Origin of the sequence: Paraburkholderia susongensis, assembly GCF_900177725.1 — a bacterium.
Lineage (GTDB): Bacteria > Pseudomonadota > Gammaproteobacteria > Burkholderiales > Burkholderiaceae > Paraburkholderia > Paraburkholderia susongensis.
The window spans coordinates 1-24,540 of record NZ_FXAT01000022.1 but is presented as its reverse complement, the minus strand read 5'-3'; the positions used below and the strand labels follow the sequence as shown (position 1 = coordinate 24,540).

The following is a 24,540-nucleotide window of genomic DNA, read 5'->3' as shown; positions in this document are numbered from 1 at the left end:
GGATCCGCGGCGGCGAGGGTGTCGAAGGGGCGGATGATACCTTGCCGCGGCGCGGTAAGCCCGCGAAGGCAACCGCGCAAAGGCACCCACCTGCCGCGCCGCCATCACATTCACCCGCCGCCATGCGCATTGCCCCGCGACGAGCTTATCCCCAGCACACCCCCGCTTTACGGCGCCGACGGTTTGCTGAACCGCTCCAGCACCGCGCTCACGAGGTCGATCGGCAGCGGAAACACGATCGTCGAATTCTTGTCGGCGGCGATCGTCGTCAGCGTTTGCAGGTAGCGCAACTGCATCGCCTGCGGCTGCTGCGCGAGCGTCTGTGCCGCTTCGAGCAACTGCCGCGACGCCTGCAATTCGCCCTCCGCGTGAATCACCTTGGCGCGCCGCTCGCGCTCGGCTTCGGCCTGGCGCGCAATCGCGCGGATCATCGTTTCGTTGATGTCCACGTGCTTGATCTCGACGATCGACACCTTGATGCCCCACGCGTCGGTCTGCGCATCGAGCACCTTCTGGATGTCGGCGTTGAGTTGCTCGCGCTCCGAGAGCAACTGGTCGAGATCGTGTTTGCCGAGCACCGCGCGCAGCGTCGTCTGCGAAAGCTGGCTGGTTGCCTCGAAGTAGCGCGCGACCTGGATCACCGCCTTCTCCGGATCGACCACGCGGAAATACACGACCGCGTTGACCTTCACCGATACGTTGTCGCGCGTGATGACGTCCTGCGGCGGCACGTCGAACACGACGGTGCGCAGATCCATGCGCACCGCCTGCTGCACGATCGGGATGATCAGCACGAGCCCCGGGCCCTTGACCTTCCAGAAGCGTCCGAGCATGAACACCACGCCGCGTTCGTACTCGCGGAAAATCCGCACCGATGAAGCAATCAGCACGGCCGCGAGCAGGATCAGGATGCTGCTGAAGCCGAATGTGAAGCCGATCATGAACGTTCTCCTTCCAGTGCGTCGAGCGGCGTGACGGGCACCACGGTGAGCGTGAGGCCGTGCCGCGCGGTGACGCGCACGCTTTGGCCCGCCGCGGCCGGCGCCGTGCTCGACACGCGCCAGCGCTCGCCGTGCACGCGGGCCCAGCCTCCCAGCATGCCGCCCGTTGGGTTCTCGGGCAGCAAGCCGCCGTCCAGCACTACGCCGACGCAGCCGATCAGCGCCTCGGAGCCCGTCACGACCGGCCGCCGCCGCGCGCGCAACGCGAGCTGCGACACCCCGAGCACGAACGCGACGCTGAACACGACCACCGCCGCGATCAGCGGCAGCGGGATGCCATAGCCGGGCACGTCGGTGTCCATCAGCATCATCGCGCCGATCACGAACGCGACCACGCCGCCGAAGCCGAGCGAGCCGAAGGTCGGCAAGAACGCTTCGCCGATCAGGAACGCGATGCCGAGAAAGACGAGCCCGAGGCCGACATAGCTCACGGGCAGCATCTGCATCGCGAACAGGCCGAGCAGCAGGCTGATCGCGCCGACCACGCCAGGCAGCACGAAGCCCGGATTCGCGAATTCGAAGAACAGGCCGTACATGCCGATCATCAGCAGGATCAGTGCCACGCTCGGATCGGTGATGACGGCGAGAAAGCGGCTGCGCCAGTCGGGTTCGAGCACGACGAGCGGCGCGTGGGCGGTGTGCAGCGTGACGCTGCCGGTGCTCGTCGCGATCGTGCGGCCGTTCACCTGGCGCAGCAGGTCGGGCACATCGCGCGCGACCACGTCGATGACGTGCTGCGCGAGCGCTTCCTCGTCGGACAGGCTCACCGCTTCACGGACCGCGCGCTCGGCCCAGTCGGCGTTGCGCCCGCGCATCTGCGCGAGGCCGCGGATGTAGGCGGCCGCGTCGTGGACCTGCTTGCGCAGTTCGGTCGATTGGGTGTCAAGAGGGAGAGCGGCTGCGGCGCCTGAGGCGGATGCTGATGCCGAAGCAGATCCGGACGCCGAAGGCTCCGATGCCGAGGAACCCGGCGCCGAAGGCCCGGACGCGCCGCCTGTCATGCCGCGCATATCCGGCAAGCCCGGCGCACCACCGCCGGAAGGCGGCTCGGCCCCGCCGATCCCCATCTCGATCGGCGTCGCGGCGCCGAGATTGGTGCCCGGCGCCATCGCCGCGATATGGCTCGCGTAGACGATGTAGGTGCCCGCACTGGCCGCCCGCGCGCCGCTCGGTGCGATGAAGGTCGCGACCGGCACCGGAGAGCCGAGTATTGCCTTGATGATTTGCCGCATCGACGTATCGAGCCCGCCCGGCGTATCGAGCTGCAGCACCGCGAGCTGCGCGCGCTGGCTCGCGGCGCGTTGCAGGCCGCGCACGATGAAATCGGCGCTGGCCGGTCCGATCGCGCCGTTCACCGGAATCACGACGACGCTGTTCGCGGTTGCCGCCGCGACCGTGGCGGCATTGGCCGCTTGCACCGGCGCGAGGCCTTCGCGCGCCGCGAACCCGGATGCGAACCCGGACAGCAACGCCAAAACCGACGCAAATGCCAGCCCAACCGGCAACAGCCGACCGCGCGCGCCTATGGCGCGCATCAACCGGCGCGCCGCACCGCCTTGGCCAGGTGGGCTGCGCGAACCGGACTGCCGGAGCGGGAGACGCGGATACGTGTTCATCGCCGACGGCCGCCGCGCTCGCCGATGATGCTGGGCGGGCGCGGGCCGATACCTCGATCAAGGCTGGCCCGTTGTTGCTTAAAGCTTAGTCCGATTCCGCGCGGCGCGTGAAATCGCCCCTGGCCGGGCGATAGTCGGCCGGCCGCATGCCGGTCCACTTGCGAAACGCGCGATGAAACGCGCTCGGTTCCGCAAAGCCGACCGCGTTGGCGATGTCGGCGATCGTGCGGTGCGTGCGCTGCAATTGCTCAATCGCGATGTCGCGCCGCAGCGCGTCCTTGATCGACTGATACGTATAGCCTTCCTGCTTCAGATGCCGCCGCATCGTGGCCTCGGCGACATGCAGGCGCGCGGCCATCTGATCGGCGGCAGGCCAGTTCGCCGTCGGCAGCGCGCGCAGCGCCTTGCGCACGCGCGCGGCGAGCGAGCCGGCATTGCGGTATTTGACGATGAAGCTGCCGGGCGCATCGCGCAGAAACGCGCGCGCCGAGCGCGTGGTCTGGATCACGGGCAGTTCGAGAAAGGCGGGTTCGAGGTCGACATACGACTCGGGCTCGCCGAAATGCATCCGCTCGCAGAACATCAGCTCGTATTCGTGCGCGGCGGGAGGCGCGGCGCAGCGAAAGCGCGCTTCGAGCAACGGAATGCGCCGTCCGACGAGCCAGCACACGAGCCCGTAGACGAGGATGAAATACGTCGCGTACGCGAACATCGCCGGCGCGGCCGCGCCTTCGCGTTCGACGAATTTGAGCCGCACGTGCTGCGCGTGCGTTTCGATCGTCGCGCCGAGGTCGTCGAGCACGAGCCGCATGAAGCCGACCGCGCGCGCGAGCGCCTGCGCGCCGTTGCGCGCGCCGAGCGCCATCTGCGTCATCGCGATGAAGCTGCCGCTTTTCATCGGATGCGAGTCCTGGCCGAAGAATTCGTCGTCGAGTGCGCGCGCGATGCCGGCCCACAGCGCGCCGTATTGCGCCGACGACACGCGGCTTTTCGGCGACGCGAGCATCGGCGCGGCGATGCCCGCGGCTTCGGCGAGCGGCAGCGCATCGAGGCCGCGTGCCCGCGCGAGCGCGAGCGTTTCCTCGACGAGACTGACGGAAATCGTGCCTTTGTCGCTTTTCATGTCTGGGTAAGGGAGTCCGGTCGATCTGGCAAAAGCGCTCAGCAGCAGGTTGTCGAGGGTAGGCAAAACCCCCAGAAATAGCGGGGCTGCAGGCACACGCATGGTAGCAGTATGGCAAAAGCGCTCAGCAACAATGAGCGCAGCGAGCATCGAGCGTCGCGGGCCGCTTGCCTACACTTGCAGCAACGAGCAATCAGTAACGAGCGATCAGCGGCGGCAATGGGCGCCAGCGAGCGCGGCCATCGCCCGCAGCCTCGTCTGCACACAACAGGACGCAGTCATGGACAGCTTCTACACCGACGAACAACGGATGATCCGCGACGCCGCGCGCGACTTCGCGACCGAGCGTCTCGCGCCGCACGCGGCGCAATGGGATCGCGACGCGCAACTGCCCGCCGAGGTCGTCGCGCAGATGGGCGAACTGGGTTTTCTCGGCATGATCGTGCCGCCCGAGTGGGGCGGCTCGTACACCGACTACGTCGCTTACGCGCTCGCGCTCGAAGAAATCGCGGCCGGCTGCGCCGCGTGCGCCACGCTCATGAGTGTGCACAATTCGGTTGGCTGCGGGCCGATTCTCAACTTCGGCAGCGCCGCGCAGAAAGACCGCTATCTGCACGATCTCGCGAGCGGCCGCACGATCGGCGCATTCTGTCTGACCGAGCCGCAGGCGGGCTCCGAGGCGAACAATCTGCGCACCCGCGCCGTGCTGCGCGATGGGCAATGGATTCTCAACGGCAGCAAGCAGTTCGTGACCAACGGCGCGCGCGCCGGTCTTGCGATCGTATTCGCGGTGACCGATCCCGAACGCGGCAAGCGCGGCCTGTCGGCGTTCATCGTGCCGACCGGCACGCCGGGCTTCAACGTGGGCCGGCCTGAGCACAAGCTCGGCATTCGTGCGTCCGACACCTGCCCGATTTCGCTCGACAACTGCGCGGTCCCCGAAGCCAATCTGCTCGGCGAGCCGGGCGAGGGCCTGCGCATCGCGCTGTCGAATCTCGAGGGCGGGCGCATCGGCATCGCGGCGCAGGCGGTCGGCATCGCGCGCGCCGCATTCGACGCCGCGCGCCGCTATGCGAGCGAGCGCGAACAGTTCGGCAAGCCGCTCAAGGACCATCAGACGATCGCCAACATGCTCGCGGATATGGCGACGCGCCTCTCCGCCGCGCGCCTGCTCGTGCATCACGCGGCGCGGCTGCGCTCGGCGGGGCGGCCGTGTCTGTCGGAAGCGTCGCAGGCGAAGCTGTTCGCCTCGGAGCTGGCCGAGGAAATCTGCTCGAACGCGATCCAGATTCACGGCGGCTATGGCTACCTCGAAGACTACGCGGTCGAGCGTCACTATCGCGACGCGCGCATCACGCAGATCTACGAAGGCACGAGCGAAGTGCAACGCATGGTGATTGCGCGTCACGTTTGAGCGCAAAATAGCCTGGCCGCTGGTGATTCGCGGCGAGCATGCGGTAACGACGGTGGCAGTCCTGGCGGTAGCTTCAGAGGTAACCTCAGCGGTAACCGGCAAAAAAACGGAGCGCACAGCGCGCCCACGGCAACCATCTTGCATGGGATCGGAGCAGGAGCTTTGTGTGGGACTTGAGCAGGTGCCCAAGCCCCCTGCCGATCGACAGGAGACAACGATGACAGCAGCGAAAGGCTTTCTCGAAGCGCGCGATCTGCTATTGCGCCACAGGACCGACTACGACCGCGCGTATCGCGAATTCGCATGGCCGGCGCTGGGCGAATTCAACTGGGCGCTCGACTACTTCGACACGATCGCGCTCGGCAACGACAACCCTGCGCTGTGGATCGTCGACGATCCCGCGAGCGACGGCCTGCGCCTCTCCTACGCACAGATGTCGGAGCGCTCTTCGCGCATGGCGAACTTTCTGCGCGGCGCGGGTGTCGGCCGTGGCGACCGCGTGCTGCTGATGCTGCCGAACCGCGTCGAACTGTGGGACGTGATGCTCGCGGCGATGAAGCTCGGCGCGATCGTGCTGCCCGCCACCACCCAGCTTTCCGCCGACGACGTGCGCGACCGCGTGCAGATCGGCGGCGCGAAGTTCGTCGTGGCCGATAGCGCGGAGCTGGGCAAATTCGACACGCTCGACGTGCCGCTCACGCGCTTCTCGGTCGGCGCGGCGCGCGATGGCTGGACCGATCTCGCCGCCGCCCGCGACGCGTCGCCGCAATTCACGCCGGATGGCGTCACGCGCGCGAGCGATCCGCTGCTGCTGTATTTCACGTCCGGCACCACGTCGAAGCCGAAGCTCGTCGAGCACACGCACGAGAGCTATCCGGTCGGGCATCTGTCGACGATGTACTGGATCGGTCTGCAACCGGGCGACATTCATTGGAACATCAGTTCGCCGGGCTGGGCCAAGCACGCATGGAGCTGTTTCTTCGCGCCGTGGAACGCACAGGCCTGCGTGTTCGTGTTCAACTTCGCGCGCTTCGTGCCGAAAGACACGCTCAATGCGCTCGTACGCTTCAACGTGAGCACGCTGTGCGCGCCGCCGACCGTCTGGCGCATGCTCGTGCAGGAGCGTCTCGCCGATTATCCGGTGAAGCTGCGCGAGATCGTCGGCGCGGGCGAGCCGCTCAATCCCGAGATCATCGAGCGCGTGAAGCACGCGTGGGGCATCACGATTCGCGACGGCTTCGGCCAGACCGAAACCACCTGCCAGATCGGCAACTCGCCGGGGCAGCCGGTCGTGCCCGGCTCGATGGGCCGCCCGCTGCCGGGCTACCGGATCGAACTGCTCGACGCCGACGATCAGCCCGTCACCGAAGGCGAAATCGCGCTGCCGCTTGCCGAGCGTCCGCTCGGTCTCATGACCGGCTATGCGAACAACGCGACCGCGACCACCCAGGCCATGCGCAACGGTTTCTATCGCACGTCCGATGTCGCGCTGCGCCGCGACGACGGCTACTACGTGTACGTCGGCCGCGCCGATGACGTATTCAAATCGTCCGACTACCGGCTGAGCCCGTTCGAACTCGAAAGCGTGCTGATCGAGCACGAGGCGATCGGCGAGGCGGCTGTCGTGCCGAGCGCCGACGCCGTGCGTTTGTCGGTGCCGAAGGCGTTCGTCACCGTACGCCAGGGCTACGAGGCCGGACCCGAACTCGCGCGCGCGGTGTTCGCGTTCTCGCGCGAAAAGCTCGCGCCGTACAAGCGGATTCGCCGTCTGCAATTCAGCGAACTGCCGAAGACGATCTCCGGCAAGATTCGCCGCGTCGAATTGCGGCGCCGTGAAATGGAGCGCGCGGCCGAACCCGCGCGTTTGCCTGACGAGTACTGGGAAGAGGACTTTCCGGATCTGCGCTGATCGCCTCGCGCGCCTGTTCTGTTTTCAGGCTCCGGCTTCGAGGGGCCAGCGGTTTTTCATCTTCGTCACTGTCCGGCCGCCGCGCGGCCATCGCACAGGAGTTTCAGCATGAGCACCATTGCTTCGAAAGAGGCTTCGAAAGAGTCCAGCCGCGACGTTGCCGGCAGCGGCGCGCCTGCCACCGTCAAGCTGCTGATCAACGGCGAATTCGTCGAATCGAAGACGGCCGAGTGGCGCGAGATCGTGAACCCGGCCACTCAGGCGGTGCTCGCGCGCGTGCCGTTCGCGACTGTCGCGGAGGTCGACGAGGCGGTACGCAGCGCGCATGCCGCGTTCCAGACCTGGAAAGACACGCCGGTCGGCGCGCGCATGCGCATCATGCTCAGGTACCAGGCGCTGATTCGCGAGCACATGCCGCGCATCGCGAAGACGCTTTCCGCCGAGCAGGGCAAGACGATTCCCGATGCCGAAGGCGATATTTTCCGCGGCCTCGAAGTGGTCGAGCATGCGTGCTCGATCGGCACCTTGCAGCAGGGCGAATTCGTCGAGAACGTCGCGGGTGGTGTGGACACCTATACATTGCGGCAGCCGCTCGGCGTGTGCGCCGGCATCACGCCGTTCAACTTCCCCGCGATGATCCCGCTGTGGATGTTCCCGATGGCGCTCGTGTGCGGCAACACGTTCGTGCTGAAGCCCTCGGAACAGGATCCGCTATCGACGATGCAACTCGTCGAACTCGCGCTCGAAGCCGGCGTGCCGAAGGGCGTGCTCAATGTCGTGCACGGCGGCAAGGACGTGGTCGACGCGCTCTGCACGCACGAACTCGTGAAGGCGATTTCGTTCGTCGGCTCGACGGCGGTCGGCACGCATGTGTATCGCCTCGGCAGCGAGCACGGCAAGCGCGTGCAATCGATGATGGGCGCGAAGAATCACGCGGTCGTGCTGCCCGACGCGAACCGCGAGCAGACGCTCAACGCGCTCGCGGGCGCGGCGTTCGGCGCGGCCGGACAGCGCTGCATGGCGACCTCGGTGGCGGTGCTCGTCGGTGCTGCGCGCGAGTGGCTGCCCGATCTCGTCGCGAAGGCGAAGACGCTGAAGATCAACGCGGGTCACGAGGCGGGCACGGATGTCGGCCCGGTGGTGTCGCGCGCGGCGAAGCAACGCATTCTCAGCTTGATCGACGCGGGCGTGAAGGAAGGCGCGACGCTCGCGCTCGACGGTCGCGACGTGCATGTGCCCGGTTACGAGCAGGGCAACTTCATCGGCCCGACCGTGTTCGCCGACGTCACAACGGAGATGGAAATCTATCGCACCGAAATTTTCGGGCCGGTGCTCGTGGTGCTGAGCGTCGCCACGCTCGACGACGCGATCGCGCTCGTCAACCGCAATCCGTTCGGCAACGGCGTTGGCCTCTTCACGCAAAGCGGCGCGGCGGCGCGCAAATTCCAGAGCGAGATCGATATCGGCCAGGTCGGCATCAACATTCCGATTCCGGTGCCGGTGCCGTTTTTCAGCTTCACCGGTTCGCGCGGCTCGAAGCTCGGCGACCTCGGCCCGTACGGCAAGCAGGTCGTGCAGTTCTACACGCAGACCAAGACGGTCACGGCCCGCTGGTTCGACGACGACACCGTCAACGACGGTGTCAACACGACGATTCGCCTGCGTTGAGCGGTTTGCGCGCGCAACGGGGAAACCTCGCGAAACACAGGCCAGAAACACGAACCAGAAGCACGAACCAGAAGCACGGGCCATACGGGAGACGGCACCATGAAAATAGGCTTTATCGGACTCGGCAACATGGGCGCGCCGATGGCGCTCAACCTGCTGAAGGCGGGCCACGCGCTCAGCGTGTTCGACCTCAGTGCGCAGGCCGTGCAGACACTCGTCGACGCAGGTGCGCAAGCGGCTGGTTCGCCGAAGGCGGCCGTGACCGGCGCCGAATGCGTAATCACGATGCTGCCCGCGGCGGCTCACGTGCGCAGCGTGCTAGGCGCGGACGACGGCATCCTCGCCGGCATCGCGAAAGGCGTTGTCATCATCGATTCGAGCACGATCGACCCCGCCACCGTGAAGGCGTGCGCCGAACTCGCGGCGCGCCACGGCAACAGCTTCGTCGACGCGCCGGTCTCGGGCGGCACCGGCGGCGCGGCGGCCGGCACGCTGACCTTCATGGTCGGCGGCAGCGCGAGCGCGTACGAGCAGGTCAAGCCCGTGCTCTCGGCAATGGGCAAGAACATCGTGCATTGCGGCGACACCGGCACGGGCCAGGTCGCGAAGATCTGCAACAACCTCGTGCTCGGCATTTCGATGGCGGGCGTCGCGGAGGCGATGTCGCTCGGCGAGGCGCTCGGCATCGATACGAAAGTGCTCGGCAGCATCATCAACACGTCGACCGGACGCTGCTGGAGTTCGGATACCTACAATCCGATGCCCGGCGTGATCGCGACCGCGCCGTCCTCGCGCGGCTATACGGGCGGCTTCGGCACGGATCTGATGCTGAAGGACCTCGGCCTCGCCACCGACGCGGCACGCAGCGTGCGTCAACCGGTCTATCTCGGTGCGCTCGCGCAACAGCTTTATCAAACGGTGAGCACGAACGGCGCGGGACGGCTGGACTTTTCGGCGGTCATCAAGCTGTATCGGCATGATGACGGTGAAGAGGGCAACGGAGGCGCCCGATGATCGGCCTCGACTACGCGCACGACGGCGCTGTCGCGCTGCTGACGCTCAAACGCCCGCCCGCCAACGCGTTCACGCCGGACGGCCTGCTGCAATTGCAACACCTCGTCGGGCAACTGAACGGCGATGCGCGCGTGCGCGCGGTCGTCATCACCGGTGACGGGCCAAAGTTTTTCAGCGCGGGCGCCGATCTGAACACGTTCGCCGACGGCAATCGCGAAGTCGCGCGCACGGCGGCGGCGCGCTTCGGTGCGGCCTTCGAAGCCTTGCAGAACGCGCGGCCCGTCGTGATCGCGGCGATCAACGGCTATGCGATGGGCGGCGGCCTCGAATGCGCGCTCGCGTGCGATATCCGCATCGCGGAGCAACACGCGGTGATGGCTTTGCCCGAGACCGCGGTCGGCCTGCTGCCGTGCGGCTGCGGCACGCAGACGCTGCCGTGGCTCGTCGGCGAGGGCTGGGCCAAGCGCATGATTCTGACCGGCGAGCGCGTCGATGCGGCGACCGCTTTGCGCATCGGTCTCGTCGAGGATGTCGTGGAGCGGGGCAGCGCGCATGAAGCCGCGTTGAGCATGGCGCAGCGTGTGGCTGGTTTGAGCCCGCAGGCGGTGAGCTTCAGCAAGGAGCTGATCCATGAGGCGCGTCATGGTGTGCCGCGCGCGGCGGCGCTCGCGCTCGAACGCGAGCGTTTCGTCGATCTGTTCGACGGCGCCGATCAGCGCGAAGGTGTCAACGCGTTCCTCGAAAAACGCGCGCCGCGCTGGCAGACGAGCGGGCAGGCAGACGGTGCGCTCGAGGAGATGGGCCGATGAGCGCTGTGCCCGAGGCGCGCCACGAGACCAGCCCGCAAGTGGAGCGCGAGATTCTGTTTCGCGTCGTTAACCGCGTCGCGATCGTCACGCTGAACCGGCCGGCCGCGCTCAATGCGCTATCGCACGCGATGGTGCGCGAACTCGCGATGCTCGTCGAGCATTGCCGCACCGACAGCGGGATCGTCGCGCTCGTGCTGAAAGGCGCGGGCGACAGAGGCTTCTGCGCAGGAGGCGACGTGCGCGAGGTGTATCGGCTCGCGACGCACGGTGATGCGCGCTGGCTCGCGTTTTTCATCGACGAATACCGGCTCGACTATGTGCTGCACACGTTTCCGAAGCCGGTGGTCGCGCTGCTCGACGGCATCGCCATGGGCGGCGGCATGGGGCTCGGGCAGGCGGCGCGGCTGCGCATCGCCACGGAGCGCAGCCGCATCGCGATGCCGGAGACGCGCATCGGCTTCGTGCCGGACGTCGGCGCGAGCCATTTTCTGAGCGTGATGCCGGCCGAGCTCGAGCTGTATGCCGGACTGACCGGCGCGACCCTCTCCGGCGCCGACGCCGTGCGTCTGCATCTGGCCGACCTGTGCGTGCCGGCCGAGTGGCTCGCGAGCTTCGAGGAGCGCCTGCAACGCATGCCACACGCAGGCGAGTGCATGGAGGCATTGCGCGGCGTGTTCGAGCCGCCGTGCAACGTCGTGCCGCACGCGCCGCTCGCCCCGTTCACGCAACTGATCATGCGGCACTTCGATCGGCGTTCGAGCGTCGAGCGGATCGTCGCGACACTGCGCCACGATCTCGAACGCGAACCGCCGCGCGAGGTGCGGCAATGGCTGCAGGCAACTTACGACACACTCACGTCCCTCTCGCCGACGATGCTGCACGTGACGCGCGAGGCGCTATTGCGCGGCCGGCAGATGACGCTTGCCGAATGCTTCCGGATGGAGCTGGGCATCGTGAAGCGCGCGATCGAGGAGGGCGATTTCCGCGAAGGCGTGCGCGCGCTGCTGATCGACAAGGATCGCGAGCCGCGCTGGTCGCCCGCGACGCTGGCCGAGGTGGGACCTGAGCGCGTCAGGCATTTTCTGGGCTCGCCGTGGACACACGAAGCGCATCCGTTGGCGGGGCTCGGCGCCGCAGCCGACGCGGTGCGCGACCGACTGAAGAACTGACGCTCCCTCGGACGTTTCCTGTTACCGCGAGCCCATTCGGACGCGCAACCCGTGGGCGCCGCGGCCTGCACCGTCCGTGCCGTCCGCGCTCGTGTTCGCCTGCGCGGATCGGCCTGTCACACTCGACCCGTCACCACCTGATACAGTCAGACGTTCCCGGCGCGTGTGACGCGCCGGATCACATCGCCTGTTCGAGGAAGGTTCATGCTGGGATTCGACGTCGGTACCGCCAGAAAAGTCTGGACTGCGTTTCTGATCGCACTGCTGTTCTGCATCATCTATATCGCGTCGACCACGGTGCTCGTGATCGTGTTCGCGGTGTTCTTCAGCTATCTGATCTATCCGATGGTGACGCTCGTCGAGCGCTTCAGGCCGCGGCGCCTGCCACGCGTCGCGTCGATCGCACTCGTGTTCGTGGTGGTGGTCGCGCTGATCGCCGTGGTCGGTTCGCTCTTCGGCGTGCAATTGCAGGACCAGGCGACGCGTCTGCTCACGCAGTTGCCCGCGCTGATGCGCACCGACGTGCCGAACCGTCTGCCGTTGCCGCACTTTCTCGAGCCGTTGCGCGAGCGGATCGTCGATTTCCTGCGCAGCCAGATCGAGACCGGCTCCGACAACGCCGTGCCGATGGCGCGCAGTCTCGGGCTCGGCGTCGTGCATGCGGCGAGCAACCTGATCTATCTCGTGCTGATTCCGATTCTGAGCTTCCTGCTCATCAAGGACGGCAGTCAGATGCGCGATGCGTTTCTCGCGCTGCTGTCGACGCGGCATCGCAGGTTGTGGAGCGAGATCGTCGGCGATCTGAACGTGCTGCTCTCGAAGTACGTGCGCGCACTGCTGTTTCTGTCGCTCGCGACGCTGATCTGCTACGGCGTCGCGTTCTCGCTGCTCGGTCTGCCGTACGCATTCCTGCTCGCGGTCAGCGCGGGCCTGCTCGAATTCGTGCCGTTCGCGGGGCCGCTTGCCGCCGTGGCGATCACGCTCGTGGTCGCGGTGTTCAGCGGCTATCCGCATCTGCTATGGCTGGTGATTTTTATCGGGCTGTACCGGCTGTTCCAGGACTACGTGCTCAACCCTTATCTGATGAGCGAAGGGGTCGAGGTGAGTCCGTTTCTCGTGATCGTCGGTCTGCTTGCGGGCGATCAGCTCGGCGGCGTCGCGGGGATTTTTCTCGCGGTGCCGGTGATTGCGATGCTGAAGATCGTGATCGGCAAGGCGAGGGCGTTCCACTCGGCGCCGCACGATGAGGGCGATGCCGAGCGGCGGGCGTTGACGGGCAAGACGGATTGACGCGTGTTCACATCGCACCACGCGGGCACGGGCATGGCAGCGGCGTGTGCCTGACAGGAGCGCCCGCGCATGATGGGCGGCGGCGCGGGCGCGCTCAGTCGTCGATCGATTCGTGGACCGCGACGGCGCCCTGTTTCCAGTAGCTCGCCGCGCGAATCCGCGTTTTATTGACGCCGCGCTCGCCGCACAGATGCTGGCGCACCGCGCGGATGCTCGCCGCTTCGCCGGCGGCCCACACGTAACCTTCGCCGCTTTCCGGCAGATAGGTGTCGCGCACCGCCTGCAGAAGCGCTTCGCCCCGCGCGCGGGCCTGTCTGCCTCGCTCGCTGCGATAGCACCAGACGAGGTGCAGCTCCGCCTGCGTCGTGAATTCGATACGGGCCGACGGATCGGCCACTTCGATCACCGCCGCGACGCGCGCGCCCGCCGGCAGTTCTTCGAGACGGCGCGCGATGGCTGGCAGCGCGGTGTCGTCACCGACCAGCAGATGCCAGTCGAAAGCGGTTGGGATTACGAACGAGCCGCGCGGACCGCCGACGCCGAGATACTGGCCCACTTTGGCCTGTGCGGCCCACTCGGCGGCGGGGCCGGCTTCGTGCATCGCGAATTCGATGTCGAGTTCGCGCGCCTCGTGATCGAAGCGGCGCGGCGTGAAATCGCGCGCGGTCGGACGCGGGCCGTCCGGAAACACGGGGCCGTCGGGGCCGGCTTGCGGCAGCGTCGGCTTGTCGGCGCCGGGCTCGGGGAAAAATACCTTCATGTGATCGTCGAACGATGCGGACACGAAGTCGTGCAGATCGTCGCCCGTGAAGGTGACGCGAATCAGATGCGGGCTCAGCGGGCGCACCGCCTTGACTTGCAACAGCCGGAATTTCAGCGGATGCCGTACGCGCTGCACGGCGAGATCGGGTCGATTGTCCTGAGTTTGCATGAGGGTGTTGCTCCTGTTCGGATCGTGCTCTGTTCGATTGGGTGCGCGGGGTGGCGCGCTCTTAGGCGGTGGGCTCGCCGTTCTCGCCTGGGTTCTCGCTCGCGTCCTTGCCGGCGCTTGCATCTTCGATTTCCCTTGCCGCGCGCATCAGGATTGCGGCGATGCGGCGCTGTTCGTCGGCCGGCGCGTTGTCACGGCGCAGCAGCGCGTTCTTGAGCGTGCGGCGCGCCTCGTTCAGCTCCGGCACCCAGCCGCCTTCGCTGACGTCGGCCGGCTCCTGGCCGGCGAACGCGCGGCGCACCGAATCCATCTTGCGTGCGATATGCGCGAGTCTCGCGAGCATCAGCTCGACGCGCTCGCGGTTCGCGGCCAGATATTCGCGGCCCGCGTCCGATAGTTCGTAGCGCTTACGATTGCCTTCGAGCTGTACGGTCACGTAGCCGAGTTCCTCGAGATACGTCAGCGCGGGATAGACCATGCCGGGGCTCGGACTATAGAAGCCGTTCGAGCGCGTTTCGAGCGCCTTGATGAGCTCGTAGCCGTGGCTCGGCTGGGCGTCGATCAGCGAGAGCAGCAGCAATTGCAGGTCGTCGGAGCTGAATTTGCGGCCGCGCGGAAAACCGTCGCCTTCACCGCCGAAGCCGCCGGGACCGCCGCCGAAACCGCCAAAGCCACCGGGGCCGCCGGGGCCGCCGAAGCCGCCGCCGAAGCGCCCGCCGCGGCCGCCAAAGCGGTGGTCGTGATGGCGGCTGATCGCGTGCCACAAGGCATGGAGCGAGAAGGCCTGATGCGGGAAGGCATGACGCGAGACGTGCTCGCGAGGATCGGCGGCGGAGGGGCCATTGGAGCCAGCGGGTGTGCCGAAGCCGTCGGGGTTCTGATTGCGCGCGTCAGCGTGGAATTCGTGGTGGCGGCGACCGCGGTGGGCATTGCCGTGGAACACGTGCCAGAGCGCGTGAAGCGACTCGCGGCCGAAATCGCCGTGGGAATGGGCGTCCGCGCCGCGCGGACCGGAAAAACGGTGTGAATGACGCATCTTGGGTACTCCCGTGCTGTCGTAAGATGTATCTTAAGATATATATCTTAAGATACTCTGTCAAATTTTTTTGTAGCACGCGCGCTTGCCCAGGCGGTTCTCGATACCGTTTTCCATGCCGTTTCGTCATTGAATGAATGACACTGATGCTCTCGTGAAATTGCCGCATGGCCGCCGGGAATGCTCCCCGGCACGGCATCCGCGGGTATCGGGGGAGAGGCCCGATACATGCGCGGCGCAGGCCTCCATCACGCCAGCCCCTTCGGAGCGCTCACGCGGACATGCTAATCTTGCTCCCTTCGCGGAAGCCGCGCGCCAAAGCAAACACCATGATGGAAGCCTTCGATCTGGACGGAATCGAGCAAGCGCTCTTCGTGGTCGGCGAGCGCCATGAGACGCTGGACGAGCCGTGGCACGCGTATCACCGCGCGAAGCTGATTTACGTGAGCGATGGGGTGCTGACGGTGCGCACCGAAACCGGCCGCTGGGTCGTGCCGCCCGGCCACGCGCTGTGGATCGCCGCGAACACGCTGCACTGCCTGCACGCCACACGTCCCGTGCACCTGTATTCGCTGTATGCCGCTCCCGATCCGGACGCAGCCTCCGCCACTTCCACCGCACAAGAGCCGCTGTCCGCGCCGTTATCTGCGTCAGCGTCTGCGTTGCTGCCCACGCAAACCGGCGCGCTCGTCCCTGATGCGCTCGTGCGGGCGCTCCTCGTTGCCGCGGCCGATCTGCCGCATGACCAGCCACTCGACGAACCCGCCCGCCGTCTTCTGCAAGTGCTGCTGGACCGCCTCGCGACCTTGCCTGCCGCGCCGCTGGGGCTGAGCTGGCCGCAGGATCCGCGCGCACAGCGGATCGCCGATGCGCTGGGCGCCGATCCGGCGCAATCGCGGGTGCTCGATGAACTCGCCGCGGCGGCCGGTGTGACCGCCCGTACGGCGGCGCGTCTGTTCGCGAAGGAAACGGGGCAGACCTTTGGTCAATGGCGGCAGCAACTGCGTTTGCTGGCCGCGCTCGAATATCTCGGCGCGGGCGAAAGCGTCACGCAGGTGGCGCTCGAAGTCGGCTATAGCGACGTGTCGTCGTTCATCGCGGTGTTCCGCGAAGCGTTCGGCGACACGCCTGCGCGTTATTTCCGCTGACCGGCGTCGCCGCCCTCGCACTCCCGCCTCAATGCGCTCCCGCCGCATCCGCTCCACCACCGCCCTTGGCCGGCCGGGTGATCCAGATCAGCGGAATGATGACCACGAAGATGACCGCCGAGATAAAGAAGATGTCGTTCAGGCCCATCATCGCCGCCTGCGTGTTCACGGTGAAATCGAACAGCGCATGCGCCGATTGCGTATTCAGATGCAGCAGCGACTGCGTCGTGTCGATTTGCTGCGCGAACGCCGGGTTGTCGATCGAGGCCTGCTCCGTGAGCCGCACGTGATGGAGCACCGTGCGGTTGTTCCACGCCGTGCCCGCGAGCGAGGTGCCCACCGCGCCGCAGAACACGCGTACGAAATTCGACAAACCGGCCGCCGCCGGAATCCGGCTAGGCGGCTGGCCCGACAGGATGATCGACGTGAGCGGCACGAAGAACAGCGCCATCGGAATGCCTTGCAGTAGCGTCGGCAGCACGAGGTGCCACGTGTCGATCTCGACCACGTATTTCGAGCGCATGTAGAACACGATCGCGAAGCCGACGAACGCGAGCGTCGAGATCACGCGCGCATCCGAGCGCGGCAGCACGCGGCCCATCACCGGCGCGAGGATCACCGCGAAGATGCCGAGCGGCGCGGTGACCAGCCCGGCGTCGACGGAGCGGTAGTTCAAGTACTCCTGCATCCATTGCGGCAGCAGCACGAGGTTGCCGAAAAACACGCCGTACGCGACCGAAATCGCAATCGTGCCGCCGAGGAAGTTGCGCTGCTGGAAGAGGCGCAGATCGACGATCGGATGTTCCGCGGTCAGTTCCCACACGAGGAAGAACGCGAAGCTGATCAGCGCGACGAGGCCGAGAATCGAGATCACCGGCGACGAGAACCAGTCGAGGTCCTTGCCCTTGTCGAGCATGATCTGCAGCGATGCGACCCACGTGATGAGCAGGCCGAGGCCGACCACGTCGATCGGCGGTTTGCGCGTGGGCGATTCGCGGGTGCGGTAGATCATCCACGTGACGCCCGCCGCGAACAGACCGACCGGAATATTGATGTAGAAGATCCACGACCAGCTATAGCTATCCGTGATCCAGCCGCCGAGCGCGGGGCCGGCAATCGGGCCGACAGTCGCGGTCATCGCCCACAGCGCGAGCGCGGTGGATGCTTTCTCCTTGGGATACGAACCGAGCAGGATGGCTTGCGAGAGCGGAATCAGCGGACCGGCCACCGCGCCCTGGAAAACCCGCGCGAGCAGCAGGATCGGCAGCGTCGGCGCGACGCCGCACAGCCACGACGCGAGCACGAACGCGAGGATCGCGCCGACGAACAGCTTCACCTGGCCGATGCGTTGCGTGAGCCAGCCGGTCAGCGGAATCGACACGGCGTTGGCGGCCGCGAACACGGTGATGACCCACGTGCCTTCGTCGACCGAGACGCCGAGGTTGCCTGAAATAGTGGGGATGGCGACGTTCGCGATCGAGGTGTCCAGCACGTTCATGAACGTGGCGAGCGCGACCGCGAAGGTCGCAAGGACCAGCTTGCCTCCTTCAAGTGGAGGCGGTTGTGTGGCTTGGCTTTGCACGGATTTTCCCTGTGTTGGTATGACTGTGGGGAACAGGCCTGGGAGCAGCGTTGTTGACGTGGGGAAATCCGTTCCCCCACAATTCCCCGCACGGCGCGACGAGGGAAACAGCATACCCCGTCTACGAAAACAGCGTGACGGATCATTCATCCAATACTGTCACTTTTACGTCGGGACAGATCAGGCCCGACTTTCCATTCAGGGGTGTGACAGATAATCCATTCAGTCGATAACTGGACGGATTATCAGTTTTATTTTGCAGTGCAATTGCGGGGTACTGACCAGACGCATTCCCCATGAAAGCAGATTGAATTGTTTTTACTGGCCCCGGGTGTCATTGGCGAGTCAATGGCGGTGGACGCAGCACGAGTTGACGACGCGAGTTTCGAAAAGGGTTGTGAAAAATCGAAGGACTTCTGCGTTTCGCTTTGCAAGGGTAAAGACGAAATTGCACATGGCTTCTGGGTCATCTAGTCGAAAGATCGCGTCGTACTTTTTCTTGATGGCGCGACACATGACTACTCGCTGGCCGACAGGGATCTCAGCACCATTCCAAATAGAGGTCGTTCCATATAGCAGTTGGGCATTGCCAGGCGAACCGCGACATGCTATGTCGCGGTGTATGGACATAGCATGGAACTAACTGATGTTCTTCGCCGCAGACACGGTGGGGCGCTGCTGCGCGTGGTGCAGCGTAGGTGTGGTCACGTGTGCGCTGTTAACGGTACTCGTCAATCTCAATTGTGCCCCCCATTGCCTCCATGATGGTACGAATATCGTCCGGTACATCAGGCACGCGATTCCCAGTTTCGTTGTCCCAGTAGCAGAAGAAGCGCATGTGGGTGTGTTTCTCCGCTAGTAATTGGCGAAGGTCCGAGCGTGGAAGATTAAGGTATTCAATGAGGTAGCGTAGATGAGGCTCAAGGGAATCACTGCGAACAGCGGATTTACTTTCCACTCCCCAAAGCCCAACGCGACCGGGAACGCGGCTTGGTCGCCCGGACGGCGTTGTAAACGGCTCGCCTTTAGTAATCGCAATATCCGGCTCGATGCCGAAGTATTCTGACCAAAACGACGGCACCAGTGCGTCGCCAGAAATGTAAAACGTTGCATGTGCGCGTTGATAACCTGTCATCAATGCCGCCTCAGTCTGCCCAGTCATGAAAATTGCCGACATAATTGCCTTTGAAGTACACGTCACCGTTATCGTGCCAGATAACGTTATCTGCAGGCCCCAAGCCATTGCGTGGCTTGAATTTATGCAGGATATCGCCGAAAGTCTTGCGGTCATACCCTAGCATCTTCGCCGCGTAGTTCGGATTGTTCGTACTTGCAGCCAGTTCCTCTGCGTTGCCGTCAGGCATGGCCGGCCGATAGTCAAACGGCTGCGCGTCACTGAGCGCACCCACAATGGGGGAATAATACGATGGTGTGTCGAGATTTTGAGGCACGTGCGGGCCGTTGCCGTAGAGCACCCTTGTTATGTCCGCGTCGGCCGGTTGTTGCGTACGCGCAGGGACTAGCCGGAAAGCTTTTTCGCGCTGCTTTCGTATCGCCTCCACGCACTTGCGCATATCGTCCTTCTCGGGCACAAAAAGCAGATTGCCGTCCTTTACTTCGTTGTACAGGGCCTTGGCGACCTGATGGTTGTCCATCCTGTTCATGTGAAAGATGTTGTCGCTTTTCCCGAGCACGTTGCGCAACTCATAGGACTGGTGGGACAGCAGCATGGACGGGGCATGTCGCAGCCACGCTACGCGGGCTTCTTTCATGCCCTCTACCAGATCGTCGTGCGCCTCGCGGGGTACGCTCGCCGGCAATGCAAAATGAAACCACTGGTCCACATCGAACATGCGGGGCGACCGGATGTGAAGGTAGATCGATTTGCGAACGCTCCGCCAGAAGAGATGTCCGTGCTGCCCTTCACGGACACCGTGATGAGAACCCAACGAAAGCGACAACATCGCGCCTCACAGCCAATTGACCAGGCGCGATTGTGCAACAGAACAACATCCCAAAAAACACCGGTTCACCACGCCCCTGACGGGCTGCTGGACCTCACGGGCTTGGTCTGGTTCGACTACCTCGCGGTATGGCCGGGTGGGGCGGTACTGACGGCGGGCTTCTGCATCGCATTCATTGCGCTCATTACAGGATTTCTGCAGCAGATCAGTCCTACGAGTACATCATGCGCCAGCGTCCTAAGCGTACAGCGCTCGATTACGACAAGTTCTGCGCGCGGCTTCGGAAGCGCCGCGATCCGAGTTATGGAGCCATCCTTGTCATCGCCGCCGATATGCCGGCTTACAACCGCGCGAACCAACCCCGCAGCGTATGCTCGCGCCTAAGCCCGCACGCGGCGCCCGAGCGTGCAACAACCACGTGCAACACTTACACCCCCAAAACCACGAATCAACCGAGAAAAGGAAACGACCATGACCTGGGAGCAATTCGAACACGGCTGGCGGCGCGCGCCGGTGAACGCGCCTGCGACGAGTCTCGTCGCGCTGATGCACGGCGTCGGCAGCAATGCGCGCGATCTGATGCCGCTCGCGGATATCTGGAGCGAGAGCCTGCCCGATGCGGCGTTCGTGTCGCTCGACGGCACCGATCCGTTCGACGGCGGCTTCGGCGGCCGTCAGTGGTTCAGCCTGAGCGACGTCACCGAGGCGAACCGCACGGGGCGCGTCGCCGCTGCGTATCCGGCGCTGCGCCGCATGCTGGACGCCGAACTCGCGCGCTATCAGTTGTCTTTCGAGCGGCTTGCTCTCGTCGGCTTTTCGCAAGGTTCGATCATGGCGCTGCATCATGTCGCGACCAGCGCGGAGGGCGCGGCGGCGGTCGTGGCCTACTCGGGGCGGCTCGCGTCGGCCATCGCCGTCCAGAGTGGCGGGCGGCGCGACACGCCGCTCACGCTGATCCACGGTGAGGACGACGACGTGATCCCGGTGCGCGAACTCGAATACGCCGCCGACGCCTTCAGCCAGGCCGGCTACCCGGTCGACGCCTACGCGCTGCCCGGCGTCGGCCACACGATCACCGCCGACGGCGTCGCACTCGGCCGTGCCGCGCTGCAACGCGCGCTCGGCGCGGTGTCGCGCGATTGACACAGCCGCGCTGGAAAGTGGCCCTAAAGATTCCGATCCGCTTGCCGTTATAGGGGGATTGGCTTGAAAATCACGACCGCCGCGCGCCAGCGCAACGCCCAGCCGGGCGTGGCGGGCGGTTAAGTACCGGGGGCGCATTTCCAGACCGCCCAAGACGGCGGATAACGACATATCAGAGCCCGTTTATGGCCAGACCGACGCCGCATCATCCGCTCTTCGAGCGACTGTTCCGCCATTGCGTGGCGGTGGATCTCGGCACGGCCAACACCCTTATCTATACCGACGGCGGCGGCATCGTGCTGAACCAGCCGTCCGTCGTGTGCTTCCAGAAAGAGCCCGCGAGCGGGCCGAAACGCATTGCCGCGGTCGGCACCGAGGCGCGCCAGCTGCTCGGCCGCACGCCGCGCAATCTCGAGGCGGTGCGGCCGATGCGCCACGGCGTGATCGCCGACTTCTCCGCCGCCGAACACATGATCCGGCAATTCGTCGACATGGCGCGCCCGCGTTCGCTGTTGACCCGGCGCGCCGCTTTTACGGTGTGCGTACCCGACGGGGCGACTCAGGTCGAGCGGCGCGCGATCCGCGAGGCCGCCGGGGCGGCAGGCGCGTGGCGGGTCAGCCTGATCGGCGAATCGCTCGCGTCGGCGCTCGGCGCGGGCCTGCCGGTGTGCGACGCGACCGGCTCGATGGTGGTCGACATCGGCGGCGGCACGACCGAAGTCGGCGTGATCGCGCTCGGCGGCACCGTCTATAGCGGCTCGGTGCGCGTCGGCGGCGACAATTTCGACGCGGCGATCGTCAGCTACGTGCGCAATCTGTACGGCGTGCTGCTCGGCGAGCAGACCGCCGAGCATGTGAAGAAGCGCATCGGCTCGGCCGTGCACGATGTGCCGCTCGAGCAGATGAACGCGACCGGCCGCAGCGTCGACGACGGCTTGCCGCGCACGGTGCAACTGAGCAACCGCGATATCGCCGAGGCGATCGAGGGGCCGCTGCGGCAGGTGATCGGTGCGGTCAAGCGCGGGCTCGAACTGGCGCCGGCCGAACTGGTCACGGACATTGCGCACAACGGCATCGTGCTGACGGGCGGCGGCGCGTTGCTCGGCAACCTCGGGCGGCGTCTCACCGATGAAATCGGTCTGGACGTGCATGTCGCCGAGGAGCCGCTGACCTGCGCGGTGCGCGGCGCGGGCGTGGCGGCCGCGGCTGGGTTGCTCGGCGAAGCCGGATACGAGTGAGTGATATGTGACAATACGCTTCGCGTCCCACTTTCAGGGACGTCGACGCGCTTCTTTTCCAATGCTTTTTTTTGCCGGCGCCGCCGAAATTGCGTGTCGCCACGCTGTCCGTGAACCACTCGTGAATCAATCTGTTTCCGCTGCGTCCCCGTCGTCATCGTCACTTTTCATCGAACTGCATAACGGTTTGCGCATGCCCTACGTCGAGGCGGGCGAGGGCGAACTGCTGCTGTTCGTGCACGGCTCGCTCTGTGATTACCGCTACTGGCAACCGCAGCTCGCGGGTCTGTCGAAGCGCTATCGCTGCGTTGCGGTGAGCCTCACGCACTACTGGCCGGTGACCGACACAGGGCAGGACCTGCCGTTCAGCTGGAGCGAGCACGCGGACGAAGTCGCGGAATTCATCGACCGTTTCGGCGCGGGGCCGGCGCACGTGGTCGGGCATTCACGCGGCGGCTGCGTGGCGTTTCATTTCGCGCGACGCCATCCCGAACGCGTGCGCACGCTCATGCTCGCCGATCCGGGCGGCCCGTTGCAGATCGCAGGGCGTGCGCCCGCGCGTCTGCCGGAAACGGTCAACGCGCTGCGCGCGAAAGCGGCGCAACTGATCGAAACGGGCGAAGTGGAAGCAGGCTTGCAACTGTTCGTCGATTCGGTGAGTCGCCCCGGTTTCTGGGCGATGAGCACGCCGGGTTTCCGGCGCATGGCCACCGACAACGCGCACACGCTCGCAAGGCAATTCCGCGATCCGTTGCCTGCGTATGTGCCGGAAGAAGCGGCCGAGGTGCGCTGCCCGGTGCTATTGATCGACGGCGAAAAGAGCCCCGATATGTTCCGGCGCACCGTGACCGCACTGCAAGGGTGGCTGCCCGATGCGCGCCGCCAGACGGTGCGCGGCGCGTCGCACGGTATGAACCTCGCGCATCCGTCCGCGTTCAATCGCTACATCGACGAGTTCATCGAGGCGTTCATTGAGGGTGATACGCGCGCAGTGAGGATGTAGCGGAAACAGCACGGGAGATCGGCAGGCGCGCGCCGCCGATCGCCCGTTCAGGCCTCAAGCCTTGCGATGCGCGTCCTTGTCGAGCGCGCGTTCGGCCGCTTCGCCGACCACCCCGTGGTAATACAGATGCACGCCGATCGCGAGTGAGTCGTTGCGAATTTCATGGAACACTTTCCATGCTTTCGCCGGATCCTTGAACAGCAGATAGTGCGCTTCCTGCGCGACGAGATCGGCGACTTCATGCAGGCCGTGGCCGTGCAGCACGTTGACGAGCGTATCGAGACTGAGGTGCGTGCGCGCGTCGGTGCGCGGATAGAGCATGTGCAGCACCGCGACGTTCTGCGCCTTCAGTGCCGCCGACAACGCAACGACGATGTCCTGATGATTGAGCGCGGTGACGGTGTTGTCTTCCGTATGGACGTGATCCGGAAACAGCGTTTCGAGAGAAGCATTCATCGGGTCCTTCCTGTTTTTCTGTTTGATCAAAAGAGCCCGCATCGGATGGCGCGGGCCGTAACATCAAAGCGTGGATCGAGTATCGCAGATGGATGTGGGCCGGCGCAGTCCGCTTGCCGCAAAACATTGTTGCAGCGGTTGCGCCGACTTTCATTTGGCTAGCAACGCGCTGATATGTGTAATGTGTGTCGAAAAAAGAGGCACGCGCAGGCTGCGCCAATGATTCGCAGAAGGCGTGCACGCAACGAGTGTTGCGCGCACCGAGATGGATTGTTGCAATCAATCGTCGCAATCAACGCGGCGCCGACCCGTAGAATGCGGGGCGGGGCTGAGCATGCCCGTACCTCAGGCAGCGCGTCGAGATCGCGCCGCGGCGTACGGCTATCATGCATGCCGGCACGTACGGTATCAAAGCAAAAGGACGATCCAGATGAATTCGCAGACACACGCAACGCTGAGTTTCTCCGACAGTGATCAGACCATCGATCTGCCGATCTATCAGGGCACGTTGGGCCCTGATGTCATCGACATTCGCAAGCTGTACGGCCAGACCGGCAAATTCACGTACGACCCGGGCTTCATGTCGACGGCGTCGTGCAATTCCGAAATCACGTATATCGACGGCGACAAGGGCGAGTTGCTGTATCGCGGCTACGCGATCGACAACCTCGCGCAGAACGCCGACTTCCTCGAAACCTGCTATTTGCTGCTGAACGGCGAGTTGCCCAATACGCAGCAGAAAGCCGAGTTCGTCGACACCGTCACGAAGCACACGATGGTGCACGAGCAGATGCACTTCTTCTTCCGCGGTTTCCGTCGCGATGCGCACCCGATGTCGATTCTGGTTGCCGCAGTCGGCGCATTGTCCGCGTTCTATCACGACTCGCTCGACATCACCAACCCGCAGCATCGCGAGGTATCCGCGGTCCGTATGATCGCGAAGCTGCCCACGCTGGTCGCAATGGCGTACAAGTACAGCATCGGCCAGCCGTTCGTGTACCCGCGTAACGATCTCTCGTACAGCGC

The 24,540-nt window shown here is 65.2% G+C and carries 21 protein-coding genes; 12 read left to right on the top strand and 9 right to left on the bottom strand.

The window, feature by feature from the left end; translation table 11 throughout:
• Positions 1-167: 167 nt before the first annotated feature.
• The 3 genes from B9Z01_RS33870 to B9Z01_RS33860 all read right to left on the bottom strand — a co-directional run bounded on the left by B9Z01_RS33870 (position 168) and on the right by B9Z01_RS33860 (position 3,740).
• Positions 168-941, bottom strand: coding sequence for a slipin family protein (locus B9Z01_RS33870; protein ID WP_085489875.1), 774 nt, complete (start codon positions 939-941; stop codon positions 168-170).
• A complete protein-coding gene (locus tag B9Z01_RS33865) occupies positions 938-2,617 on the bottom strand; it encodes an NfeD family protein (protein WP_085489874.1) in 1,680 nt (559 codons plus the stop codon). The genes B9Z01_RS33870 and B9Z01_RS33865 overlap by 4 nt, the downstream gene beginning before the upstream one ends.
• Before the next feature lie 85 nt (positions 2,618-2,702).
• Positions 2,703-3,740: an AraC family transcriptional regulator gene (locus tag B9Z01_RS33860; RefSeq protein WP_085489873.1), complete on the bottom strand. Its 1,038-nt coding sequence runs from the start codon at positions 3,738-3,740 to the stop codon at positions 2,703-2,705.
• Between the two features lie 280 nt (positions 3,741-4,020).
• Between B9Z01_RS33860 and B9Z01_RS33855 the strand changes: the two genes are divergently transcribed.
• The 7 genes from B9Z01_RS33855 (at position 4,021) to B9Z01_RS33825 (ending at position 13,013) form a co-directional block, all read left to right on the top strand.
• Positions 4,021-5,154 carry an acyl-CoA dehydrogenase family protein gene (locus B9Z01_RS33855; protein WP_085489872.1) on the top strand — a complete coding sequence of 378 codons (1,134 nt, stop codon included), beginning with the start codon at positions 4,021-4,023 and terminating at the stop codon, positions 5,152-5,154.
• Between the two features lie 217 nt (positions 5,155-5,371).
• Entirely contained in the window at positions 5,372-7,063 is a 1,692-nt protein-coding gene (locus B9Z01_RS33850) for an AMP-binding protein (RefSeq protein WP_085489871.1), read from the top strand.
• A gap of 108 nt (positions 7,064-7,171) precedes the next feature.
• Complete coding sequence (locus tag B9Z01_RS33845) at positions 7,172-8,731, top strand: CoA-acylating methylmalonate-semialdehyde dehydrogenase (RefSeq protein ID WP_085489870.1); 1,560 nt, start codon at positions 7,172-7,174, stop codon at positions 8,729-8,731.
• A 99-nt stretch (positions 8,732-8,830) separates the two neighbouring features.
• Complete coding sequence (gene mmsB / locus B9Z01_RS33840; protein WP_085489869.1) at positions 8,831-9,745, top strand: 3-hydroxyisobutyrate dehydrogenase; 915 nt, start codon at positions 8,831-8,833, stop codon at positions 9,743-9,745.
• Positions 9,742-10,554, top strand: a complete 813-nt coding sequence (locus tag B9Z01_RS33835) for an enoyl-CoA hydratase (protein WP_085489868.1) — start codon at positions 9,742-9,744, stop codon at positions 10,552-10,554. The genes mmsB and B9Z01_RS33835 overlap by 4 nt, the downstream gene beginning before the upstream one ends.
• Positions 10,551-11,723 carry an enoyl-CoA hydratase/isomerase family protein gene (locus B9Z01_RS33830; RefSeq protein ID WP_085489867.1) on the top strand — a complete coding sequence of 391 codons (1,173 nt, stop codon included), beginning with the start codon at positions 10,551-10,553 and terminating at the stop codon, positions 11,721-11,723. The genes B9Z01_RS33835 and B9Z01_RS33830 overlap by 4 nt, the downstream gene beginning before the upstream one ends.
• 204 nt (positions 11,724-11,927) lie before the next feature.
• Positions 11,928-13,013 (top strand): AI-2E family transporter, encoded by a 1,086-nt coding sequence (locus tag B9Z01_RS33825; protein ID WP_085489866.1) that lies wholly within the window; start codon positions 11,928-11,930, stop codon positions 13,011-13,013.
• Between the two features lie 94 nt (positions 13,014-13,107).
• On the opposite strand, the gene B9Z01_RS33820 is transcribed toward B9Z01_RS33825, so the two are convergent.
• A complete protein-coding gene (locus B9Z01_RS33820) occupies positions 13,108-13,944 on the bottom strand; it encodes a siderophore-interacting protein (RefSeq protein ID WP_085489865.1) in 837 nt (278 codons plus the stop codon).
• 61 nt (positions 13,945-14,005) lie between these two features.
• Positions 14,006-14,980 (bottom strand): PadR family transcriptional regulator, encoded by a 975-nt coding sequence (locus B9Z01_RS33815; protein WP_085489864.1) that lies wholly within the window; start codon positions 14,978-14,980, stop codon positions 14,006-14,008.
• Positions 14,981-15,309: 329 nt separating this feature from the next.
• On the opposite strand from B9Z01_RS33815, the gene B9Z01_RS33810 reads away from it, so the two are divergent.
• Positions 15,310-16,128 (top strand): AraC family transcriptional regulator, encoded by an 819-nt coding sequence (locus tag B9Z01_RS33810; protein WP_085489863.1) that lies wholly within the window; start codon positions 15,310-15,312, stop codon positions 16,126-16,128.
• A 28-nt stretch (positions 16,129-16,156) separates the two neighbouring features.
• Here B9Z01_RS33810 and B9Z01_RS33805 read toward each other — a convergent pair whose 3' ends face one another.
• The 3 genes from B9Z01_RS33805 to B9Z01_RS36590 form a co-directional block, all read right to left on the bottom strand.
• On the bottom strand, positions 16,157-17,824 hold the full coding sequence (locus B9Z01_RS33805; RefSeq protein ID WP_476704046.1) for a DHA2 family efflux MFS transporter permease subunit: 1,668 nt from the start codon (positions 17,822-17,824) through the stop codon (positions 16,157-16,159).
• Between the two features lie 604 nt (positions 17,825-18,428).
• Positions 18,429-18,872 (bottom strand): DUF4279 domain-containing protein, encoded by a 444-nt coding sequence (locus B9Z01_RS33800; RefSeq protein WP_244196247.1) that lies wholly within the window; start codon positions 18,870-18,872, stop codon positions 18,429-18,431.
• Positions 18,856-19,674 carry a hypothetical protein gene (locus B9Z01_RS36590; protein ID WP_244196246.1) on the bottom strand — a complete coding sequence of 273 codons (819 nt, stop codon included), beginning with the start codon at positions 19,672-19,674 and terminating at the stop codon, positions 18,856-18,858. The genes B9Z01_RS33800 and B9Z01_RS36590 overlap by 17 nt, the downstream gene beginning before the upstream one ends.
• Positions 19,675-20,145: 471 nt before the next feature.
• Between B9Z01_RS36590 and B9Z01_RS33790 the strand changes: the two genes are divergently transcribed.
• From B9Z01_RS33790 to B9Z01_RS33780, 3 genes are all read left to right on the top strand, one after another.
• Positions 20,146-20,817, top strand: a complete 672-nt coding sequence (locus tag B9Z01_RS33790) for an alpha/beta hydrolase (protein WP_085489862.1) — start codon at positions 20,146-20,148, stop codon at positions 20,815-20,817.
• A 185-nt stretch (positions 20,818-21,002) separates the two neighbouring features.
• Entirely contained in the window at positions 21,003-22,055 is a 1,053-nt protein-coding gene (gene mreB / locus B9Z01_RS33785) for a rod shape-determining protein (RefSeq protein ID WP_085489861.1), read from the top strand.
• A 193-nt stretch (positions 22,056-22,248) separates the two neighbouring features.
• Entirely contained in the window at positions 22,249-23,058 is an 810-nt protein-coding gene (locus tag B9Z01_RS33780; RefSeq protein ID WP_085489860.1) for an alpha/beta fold hydrolase, read from the top strand.
• A 54-nt stretch (positions 23,059-23,112) separates the two neighbouring features.
• Here the strand turns inward: B9Z01_RS33780 and B9Z01_RS33775 are convergent, their stop codons facing one another.
• Positions 23,113-23,514, bottom strand: coding sequence for a hypothetical protein (locus B9Z01_RS33775; RefSeq protein ID WP_085489859.1), 402 nt, complete (start codon positions 23,512-23,514; stop codon positions 23,113-23,115).
• A gap of 430 nt (positions 23,515-23,944) precedes the next feature.
• Between B9Z01_RS33775 and B9Z01_RS33770 the strand changes: the two genes are divergently transcribed.
• A partial coding sequence (locus B9Z01_RS33770) for a citrate/2-methylcitrate synthase (RefSeq protein WP_275937543.1) occupies positions 23,945-24,540 on the top strand: 596 nt, incomplete at its 3' end.

Bases quoted from the DNA above. Each gene is read 5' to 3' on its own strand.
- B9Z01_RS33780 (WP_085489860.1), top strand. From the start codon at position 22,249: ATGCCCTACGTCGAGGCGGGCGAGGGCGAACTGCTGCTGTTCGTGCAC.
- B9Z01_RS33825 (WP_085489866.1), top strand. From the start codon at position 11,928: ATGCTGGGATTCGACGTCGGTACCGCCAGAAAAGTCTGGACTGCGTTT.
- B9Z01_RS33845 (WP_085489870.1), top strand. From the start codon at position 7,172: ATGAGCACCATTGCTTCGAAAGAGGCTTCGAAAGAGTCCAGCCGCGAC.
- B9Z01_RS33820 (WP_085489865.1), bottom strand. From the start codon at position 13,944: ATGCAAACTCAGGACAATCGACCCGATCTCGCCGTGCAGCGCGTACGG.
- B9Z01_RS33865 (WP_085489874.1), bottom strand. From the start codon at position 2,617: ATGAACACGTATCCGCGTCTCCCGCTCCGGCAGTCCGGTTCGCGCAGC.
- B9Z01_RS33805 (WP_476704046.1), bottom strand. From the start codon at position 17,824: ATGCTGTTTCCCTCGTCGCGCCGTGCGGGGAATTGTGGGGGAACGGAT.
- B9Z01_RS33870 (WP_085489875.1), bottom strand. From the start codon at position 941: ATGATCGGCTTCACATTCGGCTTCAGCAGCATCCTGATCCTGCTCGCG.
- B9Z01_RS33800 (WP_244196247.1), bottom strand. From the start codon at position 18,872: ATGACTGGGCAGACTGAGGCGGCATTGATGACAGGTTATCAACGCGCA.
- B9Z01_RS33835 (WP_085489868.1), top strand. From the start codon at position 9,742: ATGATCGGCCTCGACTACGCGCACGACGGCGCTGTCGCGCTGCTGACG.
- B9Z01_RS33855 (WP_085489872.1), top strand. From the start codon at position 4,021: ATGGACAGCTTCTACACCGACGAACAACGGATGATCCGCGACGCCGCG.
- B9Z01_RS33860 (WP_085489873.1), bottom strand. From the start codon at position 3,740: ATGAAAAGCGACAAAGGCACGATTTCCGTCAGTCTCGTCGAGGAAACG.
- mmsB (WP_085489869.1), top strand. From the start codon at position 8,831: ATGAAAATAGGCTTTATCGGACTCGGCAACATGGGCGCGCCGATGGCG.
- B9Z01_RS33810 (WP_085489863.1), top strand. From the start codon at position 15,310: ATGATGGAAGCCTTCGATCTGGACGGAATCGAGCAAGCGCTCTTCGTG.
- B9Z01_RS33790 (WP_085489862.1), top strand. From the start codon at position 20,146: ATGACCTGGGAGCAATTCGAACACGGCTGGCGGCGCGCGCCGGTGAAC.
- B9Z01_RS33850 (WP_085489871.1), top strand. From the start codon at position 5,372: ATGACAGCAGCGAAAGGCTTTCTCGAAGCGCGCGATCTGCTATTGCGC.
- mreB (WP_085489861.1), top strand. From the start codon at position 21,003: ATGGCCAGACCGACGCCGCATCATCCGCTCTTCGAGCGACTGTTCCGC.
- B9Z01_RS33830 (WP_085489867.1), top strand. From the start codon at position 10,551: ATGAGCGCTGTGCCCGAGGCGCGCCACGAGACCAGCCCGCAAGTGGAG.
- B9Z01_RS33775 (WP_085489859.1), bottom strand. From the start codon at position 23,514: ATGAATGCTTCTCTCGAAACGCTGTTTCCGGATCACGTCCATACGGAA.
- B9Z01_RS33815 (WP_085489864.1), bottom strand. From the start codon at position 14,980: ATGCGTCATTCACACCGTTTTTCCGGTCCGCGCGGCGCGGACGCCCAT.
- B9Z01_RS36590 (WP_244196246.1), bottom strand. From the start codon at position 19,674: ATGTTGTCGCTTTCGTTGGGTTCTCATCACGGTGTCCGTGAAGGGCAG.